Origin of the sequence: Allosphingosinicella sp. (assembly GCF_036403745.1) — a bacterium.
Lineage (GTDB): Bacteria > Pseudomonadota > Alphaproteobacteria > Sphingomonadales > Sphingomonadaceae > Allosphingosinicella.
Genome location: NZ_DASWQI010000028.1, coordinates 1 through 17,783, shown reverse-complemented (window position 1 = coordinate 17,783; position 17,783 = coordinate 1). Strand labels below are relative to the sequence as shown.

Genomic DNA, 17,783 nt, shown 5'->3' with positions numbered 1-17,783 from the left:
GCGCTCAAGCCCCTCCCCTTCAGGCGAGGGGTTGGGGGTGGGGCATGTCCCTGATCCCCATACCGATTCGACAGGCCCGACCCCGACCCCTCCCCCAAAGGGGAGGGGGTCGCATGAGCCAGAGCGGACTTGCATCCTCACCCGCGGCGCCGGGGCGCGGGAGGCGCTGATCCGTCTCGCCCTCTCGCCCGACGGCGAGATCCTGCCGGACGTCCGCGCCAAGGCGCCCGGCCGGGGCGCGTGGATCGGGGTCGATCGCGCGGCGCTGGAGGAGGCGCAGCGCAAGGGCAAGCTCAAGGCCGCTTTGTCGCGTGCGTTCAAGACCGGCGACACCCGCATTCCGGACGACCTTGGCGAACGGATCGAGACGGCGCTGCGTCAGGCGGTGCTCGACCGGCTGGGGCTGGAGGCGCGGTCCGGGACCCTCCTCACCGGCGGCGAGAAGATCGAGGCCGCGTGCCGCAAGGGCGAGGTCCATCTCCTCCTCCATGCCGCCGATGCGGGCGCGGACGGCAACGGCAAGCTCGACCAGGCCTGGCGTGTCGGCGGTGGAGAGGCGCAAGGCCTCGTAATTCCCGCGGAAAGACCTACATTGTCATTGGCGCTGGGGCGGCAGAATGTGGTACATATCGCGCTGATCGATCGAGGGGCGGCCGCCCGGGTTGGGCAGGCGCTCGACCGCTGGCGCGCTTTTATCGGAACGAAGCCTGGGCTAAGTGCCGCATCGGCGGGTGCGCCCGACGGGGCGCCCGAGCCCTCGACGGCTGTGGATTGAACGAAGGATTTTATGAGCGATACGACTGACAAGCCGAAGCTGGGTACGCGCGCGCCGCTGGGCCTCAAGCGCACCGTCGAGACCGGCAAGGTGAAGCAGAGCTTCAGCCACGGCCGCTCGAACACGGTCGTCGTCGAGGTCAAGAAGCGTCGCATCCTCGGCCCCGGCACGGCCCAGGAAGCCGCTCCGCCGCCGGTGCAGGAAGCGCCCAAGCCGGTCGCGCCGGCGCCCGCCGCCCGTGCGCCGCAGCCGGCCCCGCAGCCGTCCGCGCCGCAGCGCCCCGCGACCGACGCCGCGTCGCGCCGCGAGCTGCAGGAGCGTTTGCTGCGCGAGGCCGAGGAATCCCGCCTCGCCACGCTCGAGGAAGCGCGCCGCCGCGAGGACCGCCAGCTCGCCCAGGCGAGCGAGGAAGAGCGCCGCCGCGCGGAAGAAAATCGCCGCGCCGAGGACGAAGCCCGCGCCAAGGCCGAGCAGGACGCCCGCGACGCCGCCCGCCAGGCCGAGGAAGAGGCATCGCGCCCTGCCGCTGCCGCTGCCGCCGCCGCGCCTGCCGCGCCGGCTGCCGACGAGGAAGAGGAACGCCGCGGCTCCGCCGGCGCCCGTCCCGCCCCCCGCGGCGCAGCGCCGAAGCGTCCCGAGCCGGCCCGCCCGGTCCGCGGCCGCGACGATCGCCGCCACGCCGGCAAGCTCACCGTCACCCGTGCCCTCTCAGGCGACGACGACCGCGCCCGCAGCCTCGCGGCGCTGCGCCGCTCGCGCGAGAAAGAGCGCCGCCACCACCAGCAGTCCGGCCCCGCCGCCAAGCAGGTCCGCGACGTCGTCGTGCCGGACGCGATCACCGTCCAGGAGCTCGCCAACCGCATGGCCGAGCGCGGCGCCGACCTCGTGAAGGCGCTGTTCAAGATGGGCACCCCCGTCACCGTCACCGAGACGATCGACCAGGATACGGCGGAGCTCCTCATCGAGGAATTCGGCCACCGCATGGTGCGCGTCTCCGAATCCGACGTCGACATCCAGACCGACGAGGACATCGACGCGGATGAGACGCGTCTGCCGCGCCCGCCGGTCGTCACCATCATGGGCCATGTCGACCACGGCAAGACGTCGCTCCTGGACGCGATCCGCGGCGCCAACGTCGTCTCCGGCGAGGCTGGCGGCATCACCCAGCATATCGGCGCCTATCAGGTGCAGATGCCCGACAAGTCGAAGATCACCTTCCTCGACACGCCGGGCCACGAGGCTTTCACCGAGATGCGCGCCCGCGGCGCCAACGTCACCGACATCGTCGTTCTGGTGGTGGCGGCCGACGACGGCCTCAAGCCCCAGACGGTCGAGGCGATCAACCACACCAAGGCGGCCGGCGTGCCGATGATCGTCGCCATCAACAAGATCGACAAGGACGGCGCCCGTCCGCAGCGGGTCCGCGAGGAGCTGCTGCAGCACGAGATCGTCGTCGAGGATCTCGGCGGCGACGTCCAGGACGTCGAAGTCTCGGCGCTGAAGAAGACCAACCTCGACAAGCTCCTGGAAGCGATCAGCCTCCAGGCCGAGCTGCTCGAGCTGAAGGCCAACCCGAACCGTGCCGCCGAGGGCGCCGTGGTCGAGGCCAAGCTCGACAAGGGCCGCGGCCCGCTCGCCACCGTGCTGGTCCAGCGCGGGACCTTGAAGGTCGGCGACATCTTCGTCGTCGGCGCCGTCCCCGGCAAGGTGCGCGCGATGATCGACGACAAGGGCAAGCAGGTGAAGGAAGCCGGCCCGTCCGTGCCCGTCGAAGTGCTCGGCCTCTCCGGCGTTCCGTCGGCGGGCGACACCCTGACCGTGGTCGAGAACGAGGCGCGCGCCCGCGAGGTCGCCTCCTATCGCCAGGGCCTGCTCGACCGCAAGCGCACCACCAGCGCGCCGGTCAGCCTCGAGAACATGTTCGCGTCCAAGACCTCGGTCACGATCGAATATCCGCTCGTCGTCAAGGCGGACGTGCAGGGTTCGGCCGAGGCGATCGTCAATGCCCTCAACCGTATCTCGAACGAGGACATCAAGGTCCGCATCCTCCATTCGGGCGTCGGCGCGATTACGGAGAGCGACGTCATCCTCGCCGCGGCGTCCGGCGCGCCGATCATCGGCTTCAACGTGCGTCCGAACGCCAAGGCGCGCGAGGCGGCGGAGCGCAACCGGGTCGAGTTCCAATATTACGACGTCATCTACCACCTCACCGACGCGGTGCGCTCGGCGATGGCGGGCGAGCTTGGGCCGCTGATGATCGAGAACGTGCTCGGCCGCGCCGAGGTCAAGGAGGTCTTCCCGGCCGGCAAGAAGGACAAGGCCGCCGGCCTGCTCGTCCTCGAAGGCGTCATCCGCAAGGGGCTCCACGCGCGCCTCACCCGCGAGGACGTCATCGTGTCGAAGACGACCATCTCGTCGCTGCGCCGGTTCAAGGACGACATCGCCGAGGTCCGCGCGGGACTCGAATGCGGCGTCCTCCTCGCCGACACCAACGACATCAAGGCGGGCGACCACCTCGAAGTATTCGAAGTGGAGCAGCGCGAGCGCACTTTGTGATCTGAAAAGCCCTCTCCCGTTGGGGCCCCATCAAAGTACTACTTTGATGGGAACCTGTCAGGGGAGAGGGTTGGGAGAGGGGGAGTCCCTCCATCGAATCGCGGCCGGGACCGACTCCCCCTCTCCCGGCCTCTCCCCTTCAGGGGAGAGGGGTACATGAAACGCAACGAAACTCCTGAAGGCAAGTCCGTCCGCCTGCTCCGCGTCGGCGAGCAGGTGCGCCATGCCTTGTCCGACATCCTGATGCGCGGCGAGGTGCATGACGACGTGCTGGCGAGCCACCTCGTCTCGGTAACCGAGGTGCGCATGTCGCCGGACCTCCGCCACGCCACGGCCTTCGTGAAGCCGCTGCTCGGCCAGGACGAAGCGGTGGTGCTGAAGGCGCTGCGCACCCACACCGCTTACCTCCAGCGCGCGGTCGCGAGCCGGGTGAACACCAAATACGCCGCCAAACTGAAATTCCTTGCCGACGAAAGCTTCGACGAAGGCAGCCACATCGACGCCCTCCTCCGCGACCCGAAGGTGGCGCAGGATCTCGGCTCGGCAGAGGAGTAGCCGCGCCGGCCCGCTCGTGGCAGTCTACGCGGGTGCTGCAACCCCTTATCCTCGCCTGGCTGATCGCCGCCGCACCTGTCGGAAGCGAGGGTGTGAGGCCTGCCGGCGAGGCCGCCGCCATTCTCGAGGTGGTGATCCGAAGTGAGGCGCGCGACTATGGCGACATTCCCGGCGACGTTCGGCCCTGCGTCCAATCCATCCTGGCGGAGCCTACGTTCGATTCCCTGCGTCGAAGCATCGCACATCCGCCCAAGATAAACCTGCCGCCAGGTGGCGTCCTCACCGCCGCTGACTTTGGACCGCCATCGGCCGAATATCCGTGGGACAAGCTGGATCCGCGCGACCCAACCAAGCTCAAGCGTCTGGACGCGGCAGAGCAGCGGGAGCTCACGTCGGCCGTCAGTCGGATATTGAAGCGCGGGAAGCTTCCTCCCGTAGCGAGAGCGGTGTACCCCAGCAGCCTCGCGCCGCCTTTCGCTCGGTGCAAGCGCGATGGTCAGCTACCCCGCCTTCGGCTATCCGCCCCCGACCTCGCCGGCGAGCTTGCCTTTGTGCAAGCCGAATTCGAATGCGTCCTCTGCGGCCATGGCACCTTGTATGCCTTGCGGCGCGGTACCAGCGGCTGGGAAATTGTGGCGGAATGGACGAATTGGATGAGCTGAATGACGGGGCGCTCGGCTCGGCGTTCGCGGAAGGGGCTCTCCGCCTGGAGCCGCTGGTCGAGACGCATCGTGATGCCCTGAAGCGGGCGTGCGCGGAAGACCTCGCCATCTGGCCGATCTATTCGATCTCGTACGACGCTGCGCATTTCGACGCGAGCTTCGACGCGCTCATCGCCAAGCCGAACGCGCACCCCTTCGCTATCCTCCTCGACGACACTGTGGTGGGCATGAGCGCCTATCTCGGCGTCGAGCCGGAGCGGGGCGTGCTGGAGATCGGCAACACCTATTACGTCCCGCGCCTGCGCGGCACCGGGTTCAACCGGCGCGTGAAGGACCTGATGCTTCGCCGCGCATTCGCCTGCCGCTTTCGGCGCGTGGAGTTCCGCGTCGATGCCCGCAACGGCCGCAGCCAGGCCGCTGTGGCGAAACTGGGAGCGGTGCGCGAGGGCGTGCTGCGCGCGGATCGCATCACCTGGACTGGCCACGTGCGAGATACCGTGCTCTTCTCCATTCTGGCGGAGGAGTGGGACGCGCGTGACACCTGACAATATTGTCTTCCGGGCCGCGACCTGGCTGATCCCGCTGGTCATCGCCATCGTTTTCCACGAGGTCGCCCATGGCTGGGTCGCCGATGCGTTCGGCGATTCGACGGCGCGGCGGGAGGGGCGGCTCAGCCTCAATCCGATCCGCCACGTCGATCCGGTAGGGACCATCGTCCTGCCTCTCGTCCTGGCGGTGAGCGGGGCGCCGGTGTTCGGCTGGGCCAGGCCGGTGCCGGTGGTGGCCGCCCGGATGCGCAATCCGCGGCTTCACATGATGCTGGTGGCGCTCGCCGGCCCGGGCATGAACCTGCTGCTCGCCTTGATCGGCTCCCTCGCGCTGGCAGGCCTCATCGCGGCCGCCCCGCCGCCGGGGCTTTTCTGGGTGTTCATCGGCCTCAACCTGTTCAACTTCGTCGCGATCAACGTCTTCCTCGCCGTCTTCAACTTGCTGCCGATCCCGCCGTTCGACGGCGGCCATGTCGTCGAAAGCCTGCTGCCGCGGCCGCTCGCCGCGCATTATGCGAAGCTCGGCCGCTACGGCTTCGTGATGCTGGTCGCGCTGCTCTTCGTGCTGCCGAAACTCTTCCCCGGCGCCGACATCGTCGACCGCCTCGTCCGCCCGCCTGTCGCCCTGATCGCGGGTGCCCTGCTGCCGGCGCTGCACTAGTCCACGTTGACGCTATGCTAGGTAAGACGTATCTTACCTAGATGAACGCTCTGACGAAACTGTCAGCAAAAGGCCAAGTCGTCATACCGAAGGCCACAAGGGACCGGCTGGGCCTTAGGCCAGGCCAGTCGCTTGAGGTGGTAGAGACGGCGGGGGGGGTCCTGCTCAAGCGGGTTCCGTCGAAGGGCTTGGTCTCCCTGGACGAGGCGGTCCGCAGAATCCGATCCATCGTTCGCTACGAAGGACCACCGGTCACAATTGAAGAGATGAACGAGACGATACGGCAGGGATGGATCGACGCCGCTCTGCGGAGCAACTGTGCGCGCGATTGACACGAACGTCGCTGCCCGCCTGATCGTGCCAGACGACGAGGCGCAGGCAGTGACAGCGCAGCAGATCGTCCGCGAAGGCGTGCTGGTCCCGATCACAGTGGTGATGGAGCTCGGCTGGCTGCTCGAGAGCCGGTACGCCCTTAGCCGCGCCGACGCACACGCGGCGATCGACGCCTTCCTGTCTGCCGAAACAGTCAGTGTTCACTACCGCGACCTTATGGGGTGGGCTCTTGACCGCTATCGCCGCGGGAAGCCTCTCGCAGACATGCTTCACATCGTAGCATCGGCCGGAGCAGACAGTTTCGTGACTTTCGACGGCGACGTGAAGAATCACGCGGGAGCAGCGTCGCCTGTGCCGGTAGAGGTTCTGAAGGCGAAGCGCTGATGGCCAAGCTCTATTTCTACTATGCGTCGATGAACGCGGGCAAGTCGACGGTGCTGCTGCAGACCGACTTCAACTATCGCGAGCGGGGCATGGCGACGATGCTCTACACCGCCGGCATCCACGACCGCTCCGGCTATGGCATCATCGACAGCCGCATCGGCATCAAGGCCAGCGCCAACACCTTCGACGCCGGGAGCGACCTGCGCGCGGAGGTCGAGGCGCGGCGGCTTTCGGGGCCGCTCCACTGCGTGCTGGTCGACGAGGCGCAGTTCCTCAGCCGGGAGCAGGTGCTGCAGCTGGCGAGCGTGTGCGACGAACTCGACGTGCCGGTCCTCGCCTACGGCCTGCGCACGGACTTCCAGGGCAATTTGTTCGAGGGCAGCGCCACTCTGCTCGCCCTCGCCGACAAGGTCGTCGAGCTGAAGGCGATCTGCGAGTGCGGGCGCAAGGCGACGATGAACCTGCGCGTCGACGGCGAGGGACGGGCGGTGCGGGCCGGCGCCCAGACCGAGATCGGCGGCAACGACCGCTACATCGCGCTTTGCCGCCGCCACTTCATGGAGCGGCTGAAGGAGGCCGAGCTGCGCCAGCTTCGGCTGGAGCTGGCCGACGCGATCGCCGTCAAGCGCTGATGCACGGCTGGCTGGTGATCGACAAGCCGGTGGGGCCGGGTTCGACGCAGGTCGTCGGCGCGGTGAAGCACGCGCTGCGCGAGGGCGGCTATGCGAAGGTCAAGGTCGGCCACGGCGGCACGCTCGACCCTCTGGCCAGCGGGGTGCTGCCGGTGGCGCTGGGCGAGGCGACCAAGCTCGCGGGGCGAATGCTGGACGCCGACAAGGTGTACGAATTCACCCTCCGCTTCGGCGAGGAGACGGACACCCTCGATGCCGAGGGGCAAGTGGTGGCGCGGTCGGAGTACCGGCCGACGCTTGCGCAGGTGGAGGCGGTGCTTCCGCGTTTCACCGGCGCCATCGAGCAGGTGCCGCCGGCCTATTCGGCGCTGAAGGTGGAAGGCCGGCGGGCCTACGATCTGGCGCGGGCGGGGGAAGAGGTGGCTCTCAAGCCTCGGCGGGTGACGGTGCACGAGCTTCAGATCCTCCCCCGGACGGAGAGGGGGCCCGCACGAAGTGCGGTGGAGGGGGCTCAGCACCTGGCACAGCCCCCCCTCCACCACGCTCCGCCTGGTCCCCCTCCCCGTCCCGGGGAGGAGCTCGACGAAGTCACCCTCACAGCCACCGTCTCGAAGGGCACCTACATACGCTCCCTCGCCCGCGACATTGCCTACGCCTTGGAAAGTGTCGGCCACGTCACCATGTTGAGGCGGCTGAAGGCCGGGCCGTTCACCCTCGCGTCCGCGATTTCGCTGGACAAACTGGGCGAACTCGCTAAGGCGCGCAGCCTTGAACAGGCACTTTTGCCGCTGACGGCGGGGCTGGACGACATCCCGGCTCTACCCGTCACCCCCGACCAGGCAAAGGCGCTCCGCGAGGGGCGCAGATTGGTCGGGATCGCCGCAAAGCCAGGGCTCCATCTTGCAACCGAATCGTCTGTTCCGGTTGCGCTCGTGGAGCTTGACGGAGACGAGCTCCGGCCCGAGCTCCGGGTGGTGCGCGGTTTCAACCTCGTAGAATGAAGGAGTGAAACGATGTCGGTGACCGCCGAGCGCAAGCAGGAAATCATCAACGACAACGCCCAGTCGAAGGGCGACACCGGATCCCCCGAGGTCCAGGTCGCGATCCTCACCGAGCGTATCCAGAACCTTACCGAGCATTTCAAGACCCACGCGAAGGACAACCATTCGCGCCGCGGTCTGCTGATGATGGTCAACAAGCGCCGCTCCTTGCTGGATTATATCCGCAAGACGGACGGCGTGCGCTACACCGCCCTCATCGCGAAGCTCGGCCTCCGCAAGTAACCTGAAGCGGCCCCATGCGGGCCGCTTCGCATATCGGGCGCCCGCAATTCGGCGGTGCGCCCGATAGGGCCATATGGGCCCATTCACGCGGGCACAGCGCCCGCACATTGGCCCCTCCCGCATCCGGCGGGAGGTGTTGAAGGAAATCAAATGTTCGACATGAAGAAAGTTGAAATCGAGTGGGGCGGCAAGACCCTCACTCTCGAGACGGGCCGCGTTGCCCGCCAGGCCGACGGCGCGGTGCTCGCGACCCTCGGCGAAACCGTCGTCCTGTGCGCCGTCACGGCCGCGAAGAACGTCAAGCCGGGGCAGGATTTCTTCCCGCTCACCGTGCACTATCAGGAAAAATTCTCGGCCGCCGGGCGCATCCCGGGCGGCTTCTTCAAGCGCGAGCGCGGCGCCACCGAGAAGGAGACTCTCACCAGCCGCCTCATCGACCGGCCGATCCGCCCGCTCTTCCCGGAGGGCTTCTACAACGAGGTCCTCGTGATCGCCCACGTCATGTCCTATGACGGCGAGAACGAGCCGGACGTGGTGGCGATGGTCGCCGCCTCCGCCGCCCTCACCCTCTCCGGCATCCCGTTCATGGGCCCGATCGCCGCCGCCCGCGTCGGCTACCAGGGGGGCGAGTACATCCTCAACCCGACCCAGGAGCAGATCAAGGAAGGCGAGCTCGACCTCGTCGTCGCCGGCACCCACAATGCCGTGATGATGGTCGAATCGGAGGCCAAGGAGCTGTCCGAGGACGTCATGCTCGGCGCCGTCATGTTCGCGCACCGCTCGATCCAGCCGGTCATCAACGGGATCATCGACCTCGCCGAACAGGCCGCCAAGGACCCGTGGGAGCTCGCGGCTCCCGCCGACACCAAGGCCGTCAAGCAGCAGCTCAAGGACCTGGTGGGCGCGGACATCGCGGCCGCCTACAAGCTCACCGACAAGCAGCAGCGCCAGACCGCGCTGGGCGCCGCCCGCGACAAGGCCAAGGCATCCCTCGCCGATGCCGACCCGCAGGCGCAGATGGCCGCCTCCAAGCTCGTCAAGAAGCTCGAGGCCGAGATCGTCCGCGGCGCCATCCTGAAGGAAGGCCGCCGCATCGACGGCCGCGACACGAAGACCGTCCGCCCCATCGAGGCGATGGTCGGCTTCCTGCCGCGCACCCACGGCTCGGCGCTGTTCACCCGCGGCGAGACCCAGGCGATCTGCACCACCACCCTTGGCACCAAGGAATCGGAGCAGATGATCGACGGGCTGGAGGGCCTCTCCTACACCCGCTTCATGCTGCACTATAACTTCCCGCCGTACAGCGTCGGCGAAGTCGGCCGCTTCGGCGCGCCGGGCCGCCGCGAAGTCGGCCACGGCAAGCTGGCGTGGCGGGCGCTCCACCCGGTGCTCCCGACCCACGAGGAATTCCCCTACACGATCCGCGTTCTCTCCGACATCACGGAGAGCAACGGCTCCTCGTCGATGGCGACGGTGTGCGGCGGCTGCCTCGCCCTCATGGACGCCGGCGTGCCGATCAAGCGCCCGGTGTCGGGCATAGCCATGGGCCTGATCCTCGAAGGCAAGGACTTCGCGGTGATCAGCGACATCCTCGGCGACGAGGACCATCTCGGCGACATGGACTTCAAGGTCGCCGGCACCGAAGCGGGCATCACCAGCCTGCAGATGGACATCAAGATCGCCGGCATCACCGAGGAGATCATGCGGGTGGCGCTCGACCAGGCCAATGCCGGCCGCGCGCACATCCTCACCGAGATGGCCAAGGCTCTCGACCACAGCCGCGGCGAGCTTTCGGCCCACGCGCCGCGCATCGAGACGATGCAGATCGACAAGGCGAAGATCCGCGACGTCATCGGCACCGGCGGCAAGGTGATCCGCGAGATCGTCGCGCAAACGGGCGCGAAGGTCGACATCGACGACGAGGGCGTGATCAAGATCAGCTCGTCCGATCTCAACCAGATCGAAGCGGCCCGTAAGTGGATCGCTGGCATCGTCGAGGAAGCGGAAGTCGGCAAGGTCTACGACGGCAAGGTCGTCAACATCGTCGATTTCGGCGCCTTCGTGAACTTCATGGGCGGCAAGGACGGCCTCGTCCACGTCTCCGAGATGAAGAACGAGCGGGTCGAAAAGCCCACCGACGTCGTCTCTGAGGGTCAGGACGTGAAGGTCAAGGTCCTCGAGATCGACCCGCGCGGCAAGGTCCGCCTGTCGATGCGCGTCGTCGACCAGGAGACCGGCGCCGAGCTCGAGGACACGAGGCCTCCCCGCGAGGACCGTGGGCCGCGCAGCGGCGGCGGCGACCGCGGCGGCCGTGAAGGCGGCGGCCGTGATCGCGGCCCCCGCCGCGACGGCGAAGGCCGTGGCGGCGAAGGTCGTGGTGATCGCGGCGGCGACCGTGGCGGCCGTGACCGTGGCCCCCGCCGTGAAGGCGGCGGCGACCGTGGCCCGCGCAGCGAGGGCGGCGACCGCGGCCCGCGTGGCGAGGGCGGCGACCGCCCCCGCCGCGACGACCGCGGCCCCCGCGACGACGGCCCCGCGCCGGACTTCGCCCCCGCCTTCCTGACCCGCGACGACGACTGACACCCCTCTGCCTCCCCATGAGCAACGCTCATGGGGAGGGGGACCACCCGAGGGGTGGTGGAGGGGTAATCACCCGCTCCGACTCGGTTCGAAAACAGAAGAGGCCCCGCCAGCAATGGCGGGGCCTTTTTCGTGTCACGCGGAGGCGCGGAGACGCGAAGGGGAGGACGCGGAGAAGAAAATCACCGGCATCCCCTCCGCGCCTCCTTCGCTTCTCCGCGTGAACCAATCCTGCCGCCAGTCCCGGATAGTGACCGGAAAGCTTCGCCGCTCGCCCTGAAGGCGGGCTCTTTTTCGTCTCGCGCAAAGACGGTCACCGAAAGGCACCATCGAGGAAGGCCGGGGCCGCCACCGCTCCGTTGCGCCGCAGCCGGCCGCCTGCCACACATCGCCTGGGGAGGGACGGGCAGCAGGATGCGGAAGATCGTCACTTCAGCGGCGGCCGCGCTCGCGTTCGTCGCCGCCCTCGCCTGGCTGCTGGGACCGCGCGGGGCGGCGGCGGGCGCGGCGATCGCCTTCCTCGGCCTCGCCTGGCGCCACGACAACCAGACCGGCGCCTGCCTGCCGCTCGCAATCCTCCTGCTGCTCGTGGTCGGCGTGATGTTCGTCCTCCTCTACATGCTGATTCTGACCGCCCCACACTGAAGCAGCGGCTGCGCCGCGCCGCCTTTTTTATCTCACGCGGAGGCGCGGAGGCGTGAAGAGGAGGCGCGGAGAAGAGAATGGTCGGCATCGCCTCCCTCGGCGCGTTCGCGTATTTGCGCCTCCGGGTGAACCAGCCGCCGCCGGTCCATGATAGTGACCACGAAGCCTCACCGCTCAACCAGAGGGCGGGGGCACGGGAGGCGTGATCCGGCGGGTGGGGATGTGGTAAGGGAAGGGGCATGCCGTACCGCCATTCCCTGCCCCGCCCGCCGCGCTCCACCTTCGAGCGGCCGTTCAAGCGGGCTTTCCACCTCGCGACGCTGGCGCTGGCGGCGATGCTCCAGCGCCGCCGCAGGGACAAGGACCCGGACCAGAGCGGAGTGCCGGTGGAGCCGAACCGGCCCAATACGCTGAGCGGCGGGGCGGGGGCCGCGCTGGAGTTCGATGAGTAAGGGCCGCGCGGATGTCGTAGGCGGTCGGATCATCCAAAGGATTTCGTGATTTTCTGTGCGGCCCTTTTGTTCTGCTCGCGTTCCTCGTATGTACGAACCGCTGCCGCGAATCACCCCCTCGTCGACAGCCCGTGTTGTTGATACAAACAGCTGCAAAGGGAGGGCTGAGTGTACGACGAGCCACTGAGTGTCGTGGATCTTTTCTCCGGAGCAGGGGGGCTGACCGCTTCTTTCGAACGGGCGGGGTTCCACAGCGTCGCAACCGTCGAGCTGGATTCAGATTGCGTCGCGACCTTGCGCGCCAACCAGAGCCGCCGGCTGCCGATCGACGAGAATCGAGACCGCGTCTTCCTAGATGACACTCGCATTCTGCACTGCGATGTGAGCGACGTTACAAGGGCCGATGTCGTTCCGAGGGGTGCTGGACCCAAGTGGAGACCCACGGTGCTCGCGGGCGGGCCCCCCTGCCAACCGTTTTCGTTCGCGGGGCTCGGCCAAGGACTCCGGGATGGGCGTGGCCAGCTTTTCCGGGAATTTGTCAGATTGGCTGCCGAACTGAGGCCTCGGTTCATCCTGTTTGAAAACGTTCCGGGCCTCGTGACCGCGAGATGCGCCGGAGGCCATCCGGGCGGGGTCTTGCAGATCATCCAGCACGCCTTCGAGGGCATAGGCTACGCCTGTCGCTTTAACCTGCTCAATTCCGCAGATTTTGGCGCGCCACAGAGGCGTGTGCGGCTCTACATGATTGCTGCGGAACGGGGTATCCTGCCCCAATTCCCAGAGCCAAGTCATTCTGCCTCAGACGAGCGCTTGCTCCCGTGGGCTTCCATTCGAGAATGTTTGGAGCGTCTTCCGGTGCCGGACGAACAGGATATTGTTCGTCCGAGCGGGCGTCGCGCCATGGAGTTGCTGAGGCTGAAGCCCGGCACTGGTTTGAAGTCCATTGGCATAGTGGAAGCCAACCGCCCAAGCGGGCATTGGGGATACCGGCAAGACTGTTTTCGGGCAGACGAGAGCTTACCGTCTCGGACCATAAGGGCCGCTTCCACGCCGGACTGGATCGTAGACGCGGATGGAATGCGCCGTCTCACTTGGCGGGAGTGTGCGGCACTACAGGACTTCCCGGCCGACTGGACCTTTTGCGGATCCGCTGCCTCACGATTCCGACAAATAGGTAACGCTGTTCAGGGCCACGTGGGGCTTAGGGTGGCGCATATGCTCGGACGAGCCGCGGCCGATGCAGGCGACATGGCTCTTACCTCGCCTCCTTGGCCAGGAACCTTCCACCGGCGCGTTAGCTATACGGCAGCCGAAGATCGGGTGAATGGTTGGCACAGGGAGATGGCGAAGCGCGCTTCGCCCAACGCGGAGCGACGGCGTGCCTCCGTCTGATCCGCCGCACTGGACAGACGAAGAACTAGGGCGAGACCGCGATCTCGCAGAGGCTCGCTTCATCTTGGAGCGGGAAGGCGAGGGGCCCGCAGCCTTTTACGCGGCTTGGGATCTCGTGAAGCCTCGCATTGAGCATGCTCTCGATGTGACGAAGAATCTGACGAGCATCGACGCGCAGGCCCTTTTGCACGAGAAAGGCCTCTGGCAAACACTCCGGTATTTTTGCGCACCCCCAATTAGCGAGGAAGACCTTTGGACGCTTGTGGGCAAGAAGTTCAAAAACGTTCCTGCCGCCCACGCGGAGAAGACAGCAGCAGCATTCACTTCGGTCCTCGATCGCCGGAGGTTACCTTGGGTTGAGCAAGGGCGCGGCCCGACGGAAGAGGAGCGGGAATTGGCCGCCTTCTCGACAACCGTTTTGCTATCCCACGAATCCGCCAAGACCAGTAGGAGAGGCGCTTCCTCGAAAGCACAAGAGGTAGTTGTCAGTGAGGCGATGATTGCTGCTGGGGTGGAGTTTGACGCGTCTCGATCTTCCATTTTCCGGCTGGACGAGTTGGAGCGATTTTCGTTTTCGAGAGAGCGCAAAGTTGCGGGTGCAAAGTGCGACATCCCGGTGCGGCTCAGAGATGGGCGGCTACTCGCCTTAGAATGTAAGGTGAGCAATGGGCCAAAAAACTCTTGGAAACGGCTCCAGCGTGAGGTGGGGGGCAAGTCCGACACTTGGCGGCGAGAGTTTGGATCGCAGGTAATCACAGGCGCTCTCCTGGCGGGCGTGTTCGACCTGACGTGTGTTCGCCGGGCTCAGGAGGAGCAAAAGGTTGCCATTTTTTGGCAGCACAACTTGGCTCCCTTGGTGTCCTTCGTTCGAGGTGACTAGGCGAGTCTCGCGCACCAACGCACCAGATCGTCCTCCAGCACCTCAATGCAATCCCGCTCAATGCTTCCCTCCTCGTGAAGCTGGTGGGCCCGAATGACAGCAAGCTTGTCCCGCAGCGCCTCCAGGTCCGGCGCCGACGTCAGGACCAAGGCCTCCGCCGCCTCCTGCATCGGGGCGGTGCAGCGGCGCCAGTAGAGGTCTTCCGCGCGGCTGATGCGGGCGAATGCGGTTGGCGCGTCCGTGCCGGGCGCGGCGCTCTCACGATTGAAGCGGTCGTTGGCGGCGCGGAACCAGCCGGTCTCGGCTGCCGCCTCGGTGCGGGCGGCGAGGGCGCGGTAGCGGGTGAGGCGGGCGGTCCATTCCTCCTGCGCTGCGGGAGCGGGGACAGGTGTGCACACCTGTCCCCTTGCCGGGGCGGGGAGGGCGAGAAGGGGCAGGGTGGCCGCCGCGCCTAGGAGCGTCCGGCGGCTGGTGCTAAGCGCACGGTCATCCATGATCACCTCTTGAACAGGTGGTTGCGGTCAGAGCCGGGGGGAAGTTGCCGCTTCCTCTCGGCTCGCCTTCACCTTAGCACTGGTCCATGACGGACACAACTCGCGATTCCACGAGCGCGCGGAAGAAGCGCGCGCCCCAAACCGGGGAGTTGGTCGCCACCCGCATTCAGCCCGACCTCCTCGCCGAGATCGACGCCTGGCGCCGTGATCAGCCGGACCTCCCCTCCCGCCCCGAAGCGCTGCGGCGGCTTGCGGTGAAGGGGCTCCGGGGCGCGAAGCCCTAATCGTGTTCGGCTGGCTCAAGAAGCTCATGCCCGCACGCCGGCCACCCCCGGAGGCGCTCTGGACCGTCACGATCGCCGACCAGGTCGTCGAAGTGACCGACGACCGTGGGAAGAGGAAGTCCATCGCCCTCCCGGCCCTTGGCGGCGTGACCATCGAAACGAACGACTCCGGCCCCTGGGGCATGGACGTCTGGTGGATGTTGTTCGACCTCGACCACAGGCTCGCTTGCGCATTCCCGCTCGGCGCAACCGGCGAGCAGCCCGTGGTCGCGGAACTGACGGCGCTTAAAGGCTTTGATCATGCGGAGATGCTCAGGGCGATGGGCTCAACGGCGAATGCTATGTTCCTCCTGTGGAAGCGGAATGACGTCCCCGAGGCTGGCGCCTAGCTTCAATCCTCCCGCACCAGCTCCACATGGCTCACGCCCAGTCCCTGGGCGATCTCGTAGAGGCTGACGATCGTCGGGTTGCGCTTCCCCTTTTCGAGCTTGCTCAGATATTGCTGGCTGAAGCCGCAGCGCTCGGACAGCTGCTCCTGCGTCAGGCCGCTCGCCGCGCGGAGGCGGGCGAAGTTTCGGCCGACGAGTTGGCGCATGTCCATGCGCAAAGAGATGGCGTCGCGGGCTGCCTATGTTTTCAACTATAATATGTGCGAGTCGCCGCTTATCCCGTGGTTTCCGGTGAATGGCTGAGGCCGCGGCTCCTTCCGCCCCGTCGGCGCCGATGGCCGCCGAGCTGCGCCACGCGGCGGCGCGGCTTGCTGCCGAGTTCGGCCGATCCGGGTTCCACGAGGCCGCGGCCTATGCCGAAATGGCGGCGGAGGCTGTCGGGCGCGCCATCTCTCCGCCTGAGGATCGCCGCACCGACGTCGACCTCGACTTCTGCCTCGACGAGCATGGCCGCGTCTGGATCATCCTCGAAGGCGATTGCCACATCATCGGGCGACGGGGGGCCGTGTGCGCGGAGATGGGGAAGTTTCTGGCCGCGACGGTGCTGGGGGAGGGGGCGGCATGACGGACGACGAAAGGGAGACGCGCCTTGCAGCGCGCGACGCGGCGATCGCGCGCGGGCTCGCCGATGTGGCCGCGGGGCGGACGAAACAGGCCGAGCAGGTGTTCGACCGCCTTGAGGCGAGGTACCGGGCGGTGACTGACGGGGGCGCGTAAGGGTTTGTCTCTGGCCAGAAGCGGAAGTGGAACTTGAGGCAATCGCGCGATCGAATCGCGCAGGACGGCCCCCCGGCACCCGGCACCCGCCACCCGGGACCCGGCACCGGCACGGTAAGGGCCCGGCACCGACACGGTAACGACCCAGCACCCGCACGGTAACGACCCGGCATCGGCACGGTAACGACCCGGCAGCGGCACGGTAATCCCCTGACATCCCCACCATCCGGCAAGCGGCTGAGGTCCTGGTAAAGCAGCGTACAAGGGACTGGCAGAGAGCGACTGTTTCTGCTATGTTCCGTGCATGAGAAGCAGTCCACGCCTCTTCAGCCGCACGAGCGACTCGGCCGTCACGCCGGGGTACGCAGCTGCGTCTGATCGATTCAATCACTCAAACAGGGCCGGATTGATCGAAGGAATATTTTTAATTCAGGAAAGTTCGAAACTTCCGCAACTTCGGCGCCCGGTTCGCCCTTCTCGGGCGTCGGCGGCGGCGCGCTTTTTCGTGCCGGGTCCGGAACCTAAGTCCTTAACTCAGGTTACAAGCTTCGCCGCGTCACGCAGCGGCTATGGCAGGAACTCCCGCTTGCCACGGACGCCTCGGGCTTCTCCGGGGCGTCTTGGCATCGGGGGCTCTCGAACAGGAGGGATTTTATGAAGAAGACTCTTTTCGCCGCCGCGCTTTTGAGCGCCGGCGCCCTCGGCCTCGCCGGCTGCGACGTCCAGAAGACGCAGAACGGCTCGATGCCGACCGTCAACGTCTCGGGCGGGCAGCTCCCCGAATATAACGTCACCGGGCCGGACGTGAACGTCGGCTCGAAGACGGAGACGATCAAGGTGCCGACCGTCGACGTGAAGACCGGCTCCGAGAAGAAGAAGGAATCCGCCGGGCATTAAGCCGCCGCGGGGGAGGGGACAGTCGTAGCGACTGTCCCCTCGCTCAGAGCACGAAGTCGGTATTTACCAGCGGGTGGTTGTTCGCCGTGGTGACGAGCAGCGTGAAGTCAGCATTCCCGTCGCCGTCCAGGTCGCCCTGGATCGTCCAGACGCCGTTCGCGAGGTCGGCGCGCAGCTCGCCCGCATGGTGGCCGAAAGCGCCGGCACCGATGTAGGCGAAGGCCTGGTCGCCGGCCTGCGTCGTGTCGGCGTCGATTTGCGAGAGGTCGATTTTGTCGCCGGCGTCGAAGTCGGTGATGTGGTCCGTCTTGGCCGCCGTCGACTGCGCCGCGTCGGTGTAGAGGAACACATCGTTGCCCGCCCCGCCGGTGAGCGTGTCGGCGCCGAGATTGCCGTACAGCGTGTCGTTGCCGTGGCCGCCCGTCAGCGTATCGTCGCCGGTCCCGGACAGGATCTTGAACGCGCCGTCGGTCTCGGCCGCGCCGTCGAACACCAGGTTCGAGCTCACCGGCGTACCGAAGATGGTGAGGAGCTTGCCCGCCGCCACCGCGGCGTCGTTGGTGACGATATTGTAGCTGGTGTCGCCGGCGTAGAGGACGATGGT

General features: G+C 67.0%; 24 protein-coding genes. 21 read left to right on the top strand and 3 right to left on the bottom strand.

Annotated elements, in window-relative coordinates:
• The first annotated feature begins 31 nt into the window (after positions 1-31).
• The 16 genes from VGC56_RS03155 (at position 32) to VGC56_RS03080 (ending at position 14,338) form a co-directional block, all read left to right on the top strand.
• The gene (locus VGC56_RS03155; protein ID WP_464123245.1) at positions 32-775 is read left to right on the top strand and encodes a DUF448 domain-containing protein; all 744 of its coding nucleotides are present in this window, start codon (positions 32-34) and stop codon (positions 773-775) included.
• A gap of 12 nt (positions 776-787) precedes the next feature.
• Positions 788-3,331 (top strand): translation initiation factor IF-2, encoded by a 2,544-nt coding sequence (gene infB / locus VGC56_RS03150; protein ID WP_464123244.1) that lies wholly within the window; start codon positions 788-790, stop codon positions 3,329-3,331.
• 156 nt (positions 3,332-3,487) lie between these two features.
• The gene (rbfA, locus tag VGC56_RS03145) at positions 3,488-3,886 is read left to right on the top strand and encodes a 30S ribosome-binding factor RbfA (protein ID WP_464123243.1); all 399 of its coding nucleotides are present in this window, start codon (positions 3,488-3,490) and stop codon (positions 3,884-3,886) included.
• A gap of 32 nt (positions 3,887-3,918) precedes the next feature.
• The gene (locus VGC56_RS03140; protein ID WP_464123242.1) at positions 3,919-4,548 is read left to right on the top strand and encodes a hypothetical protein; all 630 of its coding nucleotides are present in this window, start codon (positions 3,919-3,921) and stop codon (positions 4,546-4,548) included.
• The gene (locus tag VGC56_RS03135; RefSeq protein WP_464123241.1) at positions 4,527-5,093 is read left to right on the top strand and encodes a GNAT family N-acetyltransferase; all 567 of its coding nucleotides are present in this window, start codon (positions 4,527-4,529) and stop codon (positions 5,091-5,093) included. The genes VGC56_RS03140 and VGC56_RS03135 overlap by 22 nt, the downstream gene beginning before the upstream one ends.
• Positions 5,083-5,757 (top strand): site-2 protease family protein, encoded by a 675-nt coding sequence (locus VGC56_RS03130; protein ID WP_464123240.1) that lies wholly within the window; start codon positions 5,083-5,085, stop codon positions 5,755-5,757. Before VGC56_RS03135 ends, VGC56_RS03130 begins: the two co-directional genes overlap by 11 nt.
• Before the next feature lie 41 nt (positions 5,758-5,798).
• Complete coding sequence (locus tag VGC56_RS03125; RefSeq protein WP_464123239.1) at positions 5,799-6,089, top strand: AbrB/MazE/SpoVT family DNA-binding domain-containing protein; 291 nt, start codon at positions 5,799-5,801, stop codon at positions 6,087-6,089.
• Positions 6,076-6,474, top strand: a complete 399-nt coding sequence (locus VGC56_RS03120) for a type II toxin-antitoxin system VapC family toxin (protein ID WP_464123238.1) — start codon at positions 6,076-6,078, stop codon at positions 6,472-6,474. The genes VGC56_RS03125 and VGC56_RS03120 overlap by 14 nt, the downstream gene beginning before the upstream one ends.
• On the top strand, positions 6,474-7,106 hold the full coding sequence (locus VGC56_RS03115; protein ID WP_464123237.1) for a thymidine kinase: 633 nt from the start codon (positions 6,474-6,476) through the stop codon (positions 7,104-7,106). The genes VGC56_RS03120 and VGC56_RS03115 overlap by 1 nt, the downstream gene beginning before the upstream one ends.
• Complete coding sequence (truB, locus tag VGC56_RS03110; protein ID WP_464123236.1) at positions 7,106-8,107, top strand: tRNA pseudouridine(55) synthase TruB; 1,002 nt, start codon at positions 7,106-7,108, stop codon at positions 8,105-8,107. Before VGC56_RS03115 ends, truB begins: the two co-directional genes overlap by 1 nt.
• A gap of 12 nt (positions 8,108-8,119) precedes the next feature.
• Positions 8,120-8,389: a 30S ribosomal protein S15 gene (rpsO, locus tag VGC56_RS03105; RefSeq protein ID WP_464123235.1), complete on the top strand. Its 270-nt coding sequence runs from the start codon at positions 8,120-8,122 to the stop codon at positions 8,387-8,389.
• 150 nt (positions 8,390-8,539) lie between these two features.
• Complete coding sequence (gene pnp, locus VGC56_RS03100) at positions 8,540-10,969, top strand: polyribonucleotide nucleotidyltransferase (protein ID WP_464123234.1); 2,430 nt, start codon at positions 8,540-8,542, stop codon at positions 10,967-10,969.
• A gap of 414 nt (positions 10,970-11,383) precedes the next feature.
• On the top strand, positions 11,384-11,614 hold the full coding sequence (locus VGC56_RS03095; RefSeq protein WP_464123233.1) for a hypothetical protein: 231 nt from the start codon (positions 11,384-11,386) through the stop codon (positions 11,612-11,614).
• Between the two features lie 239 nt (positions 11,615-11,853).
• Complete coding sequence (locus VGC56_RS03090) at positions 11,854-12,066, top strand: hypothetical protein (protein WP_464123232.1); 213 nt, start codon at positions 11,854-11,856, stop codon at positions 12,064-12,066.
• A 168-nt stretch (positions 12,067-12,234) separates the two neighbouring features.
• Positions 12,235-13,458 carry a DNA cytosine methyltransferase gene (locus VGC56_RS03085; RefSeq protein WP_464123231.1) on the top strand — a complete coding sequence of 408 codons (1,224 nt, stop codon included), beginning with the start codon at positions 12,235-12,237 and terminating at the stop codon, positions 13,456-13,458.
• A 145-nt stretch (positions 13,459-13,603) separates the two neighbouring features.
• Positions 13,604-14,338, top strand: coding sequence for a XamI family restriction endonuclease (locus tag VGC56_RS03080; protein WP_464123230.1), 735 nt, complete (start codon positions 13,604-13,606; stop codon positions 14,336-14,338).
• On the opposite strand, the gene VGC56_RS03075 is transcribed toward VGC56_RS03080, so the two are convergent.
• The gene (locus VGC56_RS03075) at positions 14,335-14,736 is read right to left on the bottom strand and encodes a hypothetical protein (protein ID WP_464123229.1); all 402 of its coding nucleotides are present in this window, start codon (positions 14,734-14,736) and stop codon (positions 14,335-14,337) included. The genes VGC56_RS03080 and VGC56_RS03075 overlap by 4 nt on opposite strands.
• Before the next feature lie 182 nt (positions 14,737-14,918).
• Here VGC56_RS03075 and VGC56_RS03070 point away from each other — a divergent pair, with 182 nt between their 5' ends.
• A complete protein-coding gene (locus VGC56_RS03070) occupies positions 14,919-15,116 on the top strand; it encodes a hypothetical protein (RefSeq protein WP_464123228.1) in 198 nt (65 codons plus the stop codon).
• A 2-nt stretch (positions 15,117-15,118) separates the two neighbouring features.
• A complete protein-coding gene (locus VGC56_RS03065; protein ID WP_464123227.1) occupies positions 15,119-15,505 on the top strand; it encodes a hypothetical protein in 387 nt (128 codons plus the stop codon).
• 2 nt (positions 15,506-15,507) lie between these two features.
• On the opposite strand, the gene VGC56_RS03060 is transcribed toward VGC56_RS03065, so the two are convergent.
• Positions 15,508-15,717 carry a helix-turn-helix domain-containing protein gene (locus VGC56_RS03060; protein WP_464123226.1) on the bottom strand — a complete coding sequence of 70 codons (210 nt, stop codon included), beginning with the start codon at positions 15,715-15,717 and terminating at the stop codon, positions 15,508-15,510.
• An 83-nt stretch (positions 15,718-15,800) separates the two neighbouring features.
• On the opposite strand from VGC56_RS03060, the gene VGC56_RS03055 reads away from it, so the two are divergent.
• From VGC56_RS03055 to VGC56_RS03045, 3 genes are all read left to right on the top strand, one after another.
• Entirely contained in the window at positions 15,801-16,130 is a 330-nt protein-coding gene (locus tag VGC56_RS03055; RefSeq protein ID WP_464123225.1) for a hypothetical protein, read from the top strand.
• The gene (locus VGC56_RS03050) at positions 16,127-16,282 is read left to right on the top strand and encodes a hypothetical protein (RefSeq protein WP_464123224.1); all 156 of its coding nucleotides are present in this window, start codon (positions 16,127-16,129) and stop codon (positions 16,280-16,282) included. The genes VGC56_RS03055 and VGC56_RS03050 overlap by 4 nt, the downstream gene beginning before the upstream one ends.
• 654 nt (positions 16,283-16,936) lie before the next feature.
• A complete protein-coding gene (locus VGC56_RS03045; RefSeq protein ID WP_464123222.1) occupies positions 16,937-17,179 on the top strand; it encodes a hypothetical protein in 243 nt (80 codons plus the stop codon).
• Between the two features lie 43 nt (positions 17,180-17,222).
• Here the strand turns inward: VGC56_RS03045 and VGC56_RS03040 are convergent.
• On the bottom strand, positions 17,223-17,783 hold a 561-nt coding region (locus tag VGC56_RS03040; protein ID WP_464123220.1), incomplete at its 5' end, for a M10 family metallopeptidase C-terminal domain-containing protein.